At 71.2% G+C, this 7,306-nt stretch carries 7 protein-coding genes; 6 read left to right on the forward strand and 1 reads right to left on the reverse strand.

Annotated features, from left to right (window positions below; translation table 11 throughout):
- The 5 genes from ABZ281_RS30035 to ABZ281_RS30055 all read left to right on the forward strand — a co-directional run.
- On the forward strand, positions 1-380 hold a 380-nt coding region (locus ABZ281_RS30035; RefSeq protein WP_356660514.1), incomplete at its 5' end, for a hypothetical protein.
- A 400-nt stretch (positions 381-780) separates the two neighbouring features.
- Complete coding sequence (gene mobF, locus ABZ281_RS30040; RefSeq protein WP_356660516.1) at positions 781-2,622, forward strand: MobF family relaxase; 1,842 nt, start codon at positions 781-783, stop codon at positions 2,620-2,622.
- A gap of 104 nt (positions 2,623-2,726) precedes the next feature.
- On the forward strand, positions 2,727-3,311 hold the full coding sequence (locus tag ABZ281_RS30045) for a hypothetical protein (protein ID WP_356660518.1): 585 nt from the start codon (positions 2,727-2,729) through the stop codon (positions 3,309-3,311).
- Between the two features lie 34 nt (positions 3,312-3,345).
- Positions 3,346-4,083, forward strand: a complete 738-nt coding sequence (locus ABZ281_RS30050) for a hypothetical protein (RefSeq protein ID WP_356660520.1) — start codon at positions 3,346-3,348, stop codon at positions 4,081-4,083.
- 197 nt (positions 4,084-4,280) lie between these two features.
- Positions 4,281-4,490, forward strand: a complete 210-nt coding sequence (locus tag ABZ281_RS30055) for a hypothetical protein (RefSeq protein WP_356660522.1) — start codon at positions 4,281-4,283, stop codon at positions 4,488-4,490.
- Between the two features lie 962 nt (positions 4,491-5,452).
- Here the strand turns inward: ABZ281_RS30055 and ABZ281_RS30060 are convergent.
- Positions 5,453-5,881 (reverse strand): hypothetical protein, encoded by a 429-nt coding sequence (locus ABZ281_RS30060; RefSeq protein WP_356660524.1) that lies wholly within the window; start codon positions 5,879-5,881, stop codon positions 5,453-5,455.
- Positions 5,882-6,123: 242 nt separating this feature from the next.
- Between ABZ281_RS30060 and ABZ281_RS30065 the strand changes: the two genes are divergently transcribed.
- Complete coding sequence (locus ABZ281_RS30065; protein WP_356660526.1) at positions 6,124-7,278, forward strand: replication-relaxation family protein; 1,155 nt, start codon at positions 6,124-6,126, stop codon at positions 7,276-7,278.
- Positions 7,279-7,306: the final 28 nt, after the last annotated feature.

The raw sequence follows: 7,306 nt of genomic DNA on the forward strand, positions 1-7,306 counted from the left end.
TCGCAAAGGCCGACCACCCGGTCAGTGACCTGTCGTCGCGACAGACCCAGGTGCTGCACCCGGTACGTCGGCAGCACGGCGAGGACAGCGTTCTCAAGGTCTGGGAGACCGCCTGGTCAACTAAGAAGGGAGTCGTCCCCTCGCCTGATGAACTGGCCAAGGCCGTCGCCCTCTGTGGCCTCGTAGTCCGGGCAGAGGACGATGAGGACGAGAAGCCAGCCCTGACGCAGGCCAACCCCGGTGCGGAAGTCGAGAGGGCCGTCAAGATCCTCGTTCCGGACACCGTGCGGCTGGCCGTGAAGGAAGACCCGGAGAAGGTCCTCCTGCTGGCGAGGACTCTGAACGCGGCCCTGGAAGAAGCGGGTATCGCGATCGACTGACGCCTCGGAAAACGTGCCACAGTGGCACACTTTTCGGTCCGCGCCAGGTTCGGGCTGACCCCGGAACTGTGTCACAGTGGCACACTTCCGCAGCGCCTCCCGGACACGTCAGCGGCCCACCACTCTCCCGGTGGTGGGCCGCTGGCATGCGTGCCGGGCGGGGAGTGGAGCGTAGGTGTGTGCGGTGATGGTGGAGTCGTCCGCTGTTGGTTGTTGGGGTGTTTGAGGCGTGGGCGGGCGGTTGCCGCGCAGGATTTGCATGGCCCGGGGATGTCCGCAGGGCGGGCGCGACGTCGGCGCAGATGCCCGCCCTGCGGGATCGGCCGTGAAGTTGCGGTGAACTATCCCGCCCCACGGGATCGGGCTTTTCCGCAGGTCAGAGCGGGTGTTCGCTGCCTGCATGATCAGTGTTGCGAAGGTCCAAAGGCGGAACGCGTGGCGGTACTACACGCGCGGGGTCGCGTTCGGGGACGGTCGCCGTCCGGCCCGCCAGTCGTTGAAGGACGCCCAGGAGATGGCCGGGCTTCCGCCCGGGGTGTGGATGGGGCGCGGCCTGGCCGCGCTCGGGCTCACCGACGGGGAGACGGTGACAGAGCGGCAGATGGAGCTTCTGTTCGGGGAAGGCCGGCACCCGGACGCCGACCGTATGGAGCGCAAGCTCCTGGACGACGGCGAGGACCCGGAGACGGCGCGGCTGGCCACTGTCCTCGGACAGCCGATCGAGGAGATCGAGCAGCGCAAGCAGAAGCCGCTGCTCGCCCTGGACTTCGTGTTCCGGCCGCAGGCGTCGCTGGTCGTGCTGTGGGCACTGGGGGATGAGCGGACGCGCCGGATCATCGAGCGGGCGCACGAGCGGGCCGTCACCAAGACGCTGCGCTGGCTGGAGGATGAGGTAGCGGAGACCCGGTGGGCGTCCGGCCGGGAGCGCGCGAAGGCCCCGGCTCTGGTCGTCGCGGCGTTCCGGCACTTCGACAACAGGAACGGGTTCCCCCTCCTGCATGAGCACTGCCTGATCGCGAATCGGGTGCAACGCCCGGATGGCTCCTGGTACGCGCTGGACACGGTCCGGCTCTACAAGCACATCGTGGCGGCCGACTCGCTGTACACCCTGGAGATGACCACCGAGGTGTGCGAGAAGCTCGGACTGGCGACCGTGCCCCGGGAGGTGACGCCGGGCCTGCGCCCGGTGATGGAGATAGCCGGCGTCTCCCAGGAGCTCATCGACTGGTCCTCCACCCGCCGCAAGCGGATCGAGGACGTCCTCGAGGGCATCACCGACGACTACGTGAAGAAGCACGGCCGGCTGCCCGGCGAGCGAGCCCGCCACGGGCTCGGGTGGTGGGCGGCGCAGGAGACCCGCCCGGACAAGAAGACCCCGCGCCCGCTGGACCAGCTGCTCGCGTGGTGGCGTGTCTCCGCGCTCCTGAAGTTCGGGCAGCGGATGGTCGACGGGCTGCTTCAGCGATGCCAGGCGGCCGGGGCGGCGATCCGGGCCCGGGTGGGGCCATGGGTGGACACCGCGCTCGCTACGGTCGACGTCGCCGCGGTCGTCTTCACCACGCGCGGCATCTTCTCCCGCCGCCACGTCCTGGCCGAAGCACGCCGGCACCTGCTGGAGACCCTGCGCGGCCGCCGCGCCTACGTGCCCGGCATCGACAGCCACATCGCCGACCGGGCTCTGGAGCGCTACTGCCGTCAGCTCACCGTGCCCCAGAAGGGCCGGCGGACCCCGGCCCCGGATCAGCTCTCCTACACCGCCGACTTCGCCTGGCCCATCCGCTGGTGGATCGCGGGCACTGATGGGAAGCCGCCGCGGGAGTCGTCCCGGTACGAGCGGGCCCGGGTCGCCAGCCTCGCCCTGCAGAACGCGATCCGCGCCGCCCTCACCGACCCGCCCGCCGTACGGGATGAAGCTCCGGCCGCGACCGCTCCAGCCACGCCGCCGGGCGGCGAGACCGCAGCGCAGCGGGCCGCCGCCATCCAGGCTCACCAGCAGGCCGCGATGCCGCAGGAGTATCTGGAGGGCCGTACGACGGACCCCGCGACGTGGATGACCTCGCCGCAGAACCTCGCCCGCATCGCCGCGCACACCCGCGCGGCAGAGGCTCGAGGCCGCATGGTCGAAGAGCAGGCGGACCAGACGAAGCAGGCTCAGCCGGCCCCGGCCGCCGACCCGGGCAGTCAGCAGCGGCACCACACGCCCCGGCCGGACCCGGGCAGGGGAGCAGCCCCCGGACAGTGAGGGGGTGCCAACCGGACAGCGCGTGGCTGATCTACGCCTTCGCGCTGTCTGCGTCTCGGGGCGGATCGAGAATCGGGAAGTTGGCACCCGGCACGGGAGGAACCTTGACCGACCTGCACGAACCGCTGGAACCGTTGGAGAGCTACCCCGACGAACTGCCCCCGCCCCGGCACCGTGGCGACGTGAACCTGGTGGGCCTGCTCAGCATCGCCGACGACCTCGCCCGCAGCCTGGCGGCGCTGAAGATCCGGGTGCAGCCCCACGACCCGAAGACCTCGCTCGTCAGCCCGGAGAAGGCCCGCGAGAACACGGCGAAGGAAGTCGACCGGCTCCTGGGCACGGCCGTCTACCTCCAGCGCCACGCCCACGCCGCGATGCTCGGGCGGTGCGTGCTCGGTGCGGACTCCAAGGAGGACTGCTCCACCGAGGGCGCCAACCTCCAGCTCAACGTCTGGGACGACAAGACGCGCCGGGACATCGTCGAAGACGGCACCACCGGCTGCGTCGCCCACACCGTCGAAGCCGCCCGCCGGACCATGGCCGACCCAGCCAGCCGCAAGATCCTGCTCGCCTTCGCCCGCGACGACGAAGGCACGGCCGTCTCCCGCGCCCTCCGACTCGGACCGGACGACACCGCGCAGTTCTTCAACCGCGGCCTGGTCCTGCGTCCCGAGCACCGCGTCTCCTGACCCCGCCGCCAGCACGTCCGCATTGGAGCGCCACGTGACCTACGAGCCCGTCGACCTGAACCTGACCGACCCGACGAACGGCTTCATGCACTTCGTCCTCTATAGCGAGGCGCGCCTCGGTGTCGCTTCGTCGGCGCTGAACGCGGAGGTGGACATCGAGGCGCAGCAGACCGTGACACCGCACTTCCAGGAGTGGTTCGGCAGGCTGGTGCGCTGCGAGCCGAACGCGATGCACTGCACGCTCGTGGAGCCCGCGAAGATCCCGACCCTGTTCCACCCGTGCGTCACGGAAGACGCCAGCAGCCCGTCGGCGATCTCCGGATCGGGCTGCGTGTGCCGCCGGACCTTCTACGACCCCGAGTTCGGGCTCCCCGTCGTCGGCAAGCACTTCAAGCACCGAGGCGAGGGCGGCACGGACGAGTGGAGCTACAAGACGTTCGCTCCGCTCGCCCTGCGCCCCGGCGACACGTTCAGCCGCTTCCACACCGGCCGCAGCCTGTTCTGGGCGCGGACGGAGAAGGGAGACCTTTCGATCCTCCCGCAGCGTGAGGGCCACGGGTACGGCATCGGCTACGGCGGCGGCGGACCGCACACCCTTGCCGCCTACCTCACCCAGCTCGCCGACACCGACGGCCAGAACACGGCCGTCAGCACTTCGTACTCACCGGAGGATGCCCATCCCGCGATCCTCAAGTGGACGCAGAGCAGCGCGGCCGATCGGGGCACGAACGAGCTGACGCTGAGCGACCTCCAGGCCATGCTGGAGAGCTGACCGCCGCATCGCACAGGCGCCCACGGACCAGATGTCCGTGGGCGCCGGCGTGTGCGCAGGCGACCGGTCCCGGCTGGAGGGACGGACAGAGAAGTCACCGGGCCATCTGTCGGGACACGGCCCAAGCGTCCTGCCTCGAGGCGGCGGGGACCGGCGAGGGTGCGGAGCAGTGACCCCGCCCAAGCATGGAGGCCTCGATGGTCGACCCGACCCCGCTGCACCTTTCGCCGGAGCAGCGCGAGCACCTGGAGCAGCTCATCGACGCGTCCCGGCTGCGCATGGCGCAGCTCGCGGCGCTGAACCGGTCACCGAAGCCGCCGCCGCGCCGCCCCCGGACGCGGCAGTACCCCGGTGGCCGGCCGAACCCGTGGCGCACCGCGCGCCTGCCCCGACGCCGTCAGGGGTGAGCGGAGACGGCGGACCCCACCAGGCGTGCGGCGCGCAGCCCGACGATGCACCGCCCGGAGAGTGGAGCCCACCGGGGGGGAAGTGGACTCCACTCTGGTGAGCACTCGCCGGTGGGGGAGTGGGACATCCCGGCATCCGGTGCCCCCATTCGATGTCACCCGTGCACTTCATCGCGGAACGGCATCGTGCGCGCACCGACGATGTCGTTCACTCCCGGCCGCCGCACCGGTGCGCATCGTGGTGCGCCACCCTCCCCGGCCACCGCACCCCGGTGCGCGCACGGAAGGCGATGGTGCGCGCACCGGTGGACCCAGGCGGGCGCACCACATCCTCGGTGCGCGCACCCAGCGCACCGCCTGCCCGAGCAGGTGCGCACCGCCCGGCCGGGGATGCGGCACGCGCCCGCCGGGCCCGCACTCGAACCCATTCCGTGTGACCTGCCCCACATGCGCGGGCCCCATATCGCACATTCGGGACTCTGGCCGAACTGCGGACAAGGGGCTGTGTGATATAGGAACTCGGCTCGATCCGGCTCCTCTTGGCGGCGGCATCGCGCCGCCACTCCGAGCGCGCCGCGATACGCGCCAGGTGCCGGATGGTGCGCGCACCATCCCCACCGCCGCGCCGGCGGTGCGCGCACCGACCCGCACCACGGTGCGCACCACCGCACCGATCGTGCGCACCGTCGGCTCGGAGTGGACGACATCGTGCGGAGTGGAACCCACTCGGTGGGCGCCACCGCACCCGGTGCCCGGACAGTGGATTCCACTCGATGTACGACATCGGCCGGGAGTGCACGGCATCGCAGTGGGGGAGTGCACAGCATCCGATGTCCACCGCCGACGCCAGGCTGGCGCATCGTTCCTTGACCGGGTTCGCTACGTGCGACATCTCGCCCGAACGGGACAGCGCCCGGGACGGAGAAATCTCCTTCCCGGGCGCTGTCCCGGCTTCCGCCCGCTCAGGCAACAGCCACCCCGTGCCCGGTGCCGACGTTGCCTCGGATGTCGGCGAGGAACTGGGAAACCTGGTCAACCTCCTGCATGCACTCGATCAGGAACACGGCCGCGATGTAGGCGGCCTGCGCCCCGCCGCCCGCGTGGCACCAGCGCCTCAGGTACCGGCTCGTCACGGCCACCAGGTTCCCGAGGACGTGCCCGGCGTCGCAGTCGGTGTGCTCATCGGGCACCACGCTGATGTAGTCGGCCAGCAGCAGCGCGCCGAACTCACCGATCAGCAGCGCCAACTCGAGGCCGTCGGCGTGGAACTCCGCCAGCGCGGCCTCATCTTGCTCGCTGCCCTGGGACCGCCAGACCAGCTCTATGTAGTCGGTGGCCCGCGCGATCTGCTCCGGGGCGAGCTCGGGCAGCTTCGACGATGTCGTCTCCATGACGCTTCCTCACTGTTCGCACGCCGGGCGCCTGTTGCGCCTGGCCGATCGCCCTACGGTGCAGGCATTTGCCTGTGGACAGAGTTCGGAGCCGGGACGGGGAGGTGCTCGTGACGTCGGTCACGGACAAACCCGCTGGTCTATCGGGTCAACCAGGTGAAAGCGGACGCCCATCGGCGGTGACCGTCAGGTCGCGGACAAGGGGTGGCTTCGCACGGTGGCCCCGGCCCGCGTCACTTCGCATGCGGGCCGGACCTGTCACCGATCCGGCCGCGTACGGGCCGGAGAATCCCGAGGACGCGATGACCACCGCACCCACCCCGCACACTCCGCCGGCCCCGGCGGACACTGCTGCGACGGCGAGCCCCACGGCGAGCCCTGTGGCGATCCCCGCTCCCAGCCCCGCAGCTCCGAGCCGCCGTCTGACCGTTGTCACTGATCAGACCCCCGATTCGCCCGCCCCGACCGGTTGCAACTCCTCTTCTCCTACTACTGATGTACCTGGAGAAGCGTCCCGGGCCCGCAGGGCGGCGGCGACGAAGGCCGGAGCGGAGATCCGCGGCGAGGTCCTGCTCACCCTCGCCCAGCTACGCCTGGCCACACCCCGCCAGCTCAAGGCACTGCTGCTGCCCCACCAGCAGGACACCGACCACGTCCGGCGCGCGCTGCGCAACCTGCTCGCCGAATCCCCAGCCCTGGTCGGCCGGACCAACCGCGCCCAGCAGAGCTACTGGTACTGCACCCCGGCGGGCCTCGCCGAAGCCGCCGCCTCCGGCGAACTTCAGCCGAGGGCCGGCCGGACCACCGGGAAGCGCATCGCCGCCAGCAAGACGGGTCTTCGGGAACACGGCCTCGCCCTGGTCGACACCGTCGTCGCCTTCCACGAGGCGGAGGCGGCCGAACACGCCGACTGGCAGGTGGAGGTCGCCCACCCCACTCCGGCCGGGAACCTGGTGCCCGACGCCGTGGTGCTCCTGAACAACGGCTCCAGCGCGTTCGTGGAGATCGACCGCACCATGTCCTATGCCCGCCTGGTCGCCAAGCTGGAGCGCTACGACGCCTACCGCAACGCGCCGGCGACCGGACGCGGGAACGCCGCCCGGGCCCCGCGCAGCCATTGGCAGGAGACCTACGCCGGGCCGTCCCTGGACCGGCCCTTCCCGCCGGTGCTGTTCGTCTTCGCCCCGGCCCCGCGCCGCGCGGCCCCGGCCACCCGGGAAGCGGCCTTCCACGAGCGGGCCCGCCGCATCCAGAGCGTGAACTACCGGATCATCGTGGCGACCACGACGCTGGCACAGCTGACCCAGCACGGTCCCGCTGGGCCGGTGTGGCGCGTGGCCGGCCGCGGCGAGGGGGAGGAACGCCGCTCGCTGGCCACATTGCCGAAGGCTCGGTGAGCGCGGCGTGCCCGGCCTCCACCCAGGC

Source organism: Streptomyces sp. NPDC006265 (assembly GCF_040613555.1).
GTDB lineage: Bacteria > Actinomycetota > Actinomycetes > Streptomycetales > Streptomycetaceae > Streptomyces.

What these genes read in the sequence shown, in the direction of transcription:
- mobF (WP_356660516.1), top strand. Translation starts at nt 781, where the DNA reads ATGATCAGTGTTGCGAAGGTCCAAAGGCGGAACGCGTGGCGGTACTAC.
- ABZ281_RS30055 (WP_356660522.1), top strand. Translation starts at nt 4,281, where the DNA reads ATGGTCGACCCGACCCCGCTGCACCTTTCGCCGGAGCAGCGCGAGCAC.
- ABZ281_RS30060 (WP_356660524.1), bottom strand. Translation starts at nt 5,881, where the DNA reads ATGGAGACGACATCGTCGAAGCTGCCCGAGCTCGCCCCGGAGCAGATC.
- ABZ281_RS30065 (WP_356660526.1), top strand. Translation starts at nt 6,124, where the DNA reads ATGCGGGCCGGACCTGTCACCGATCCGGCCGCGTACGGGCCGGAGAAT.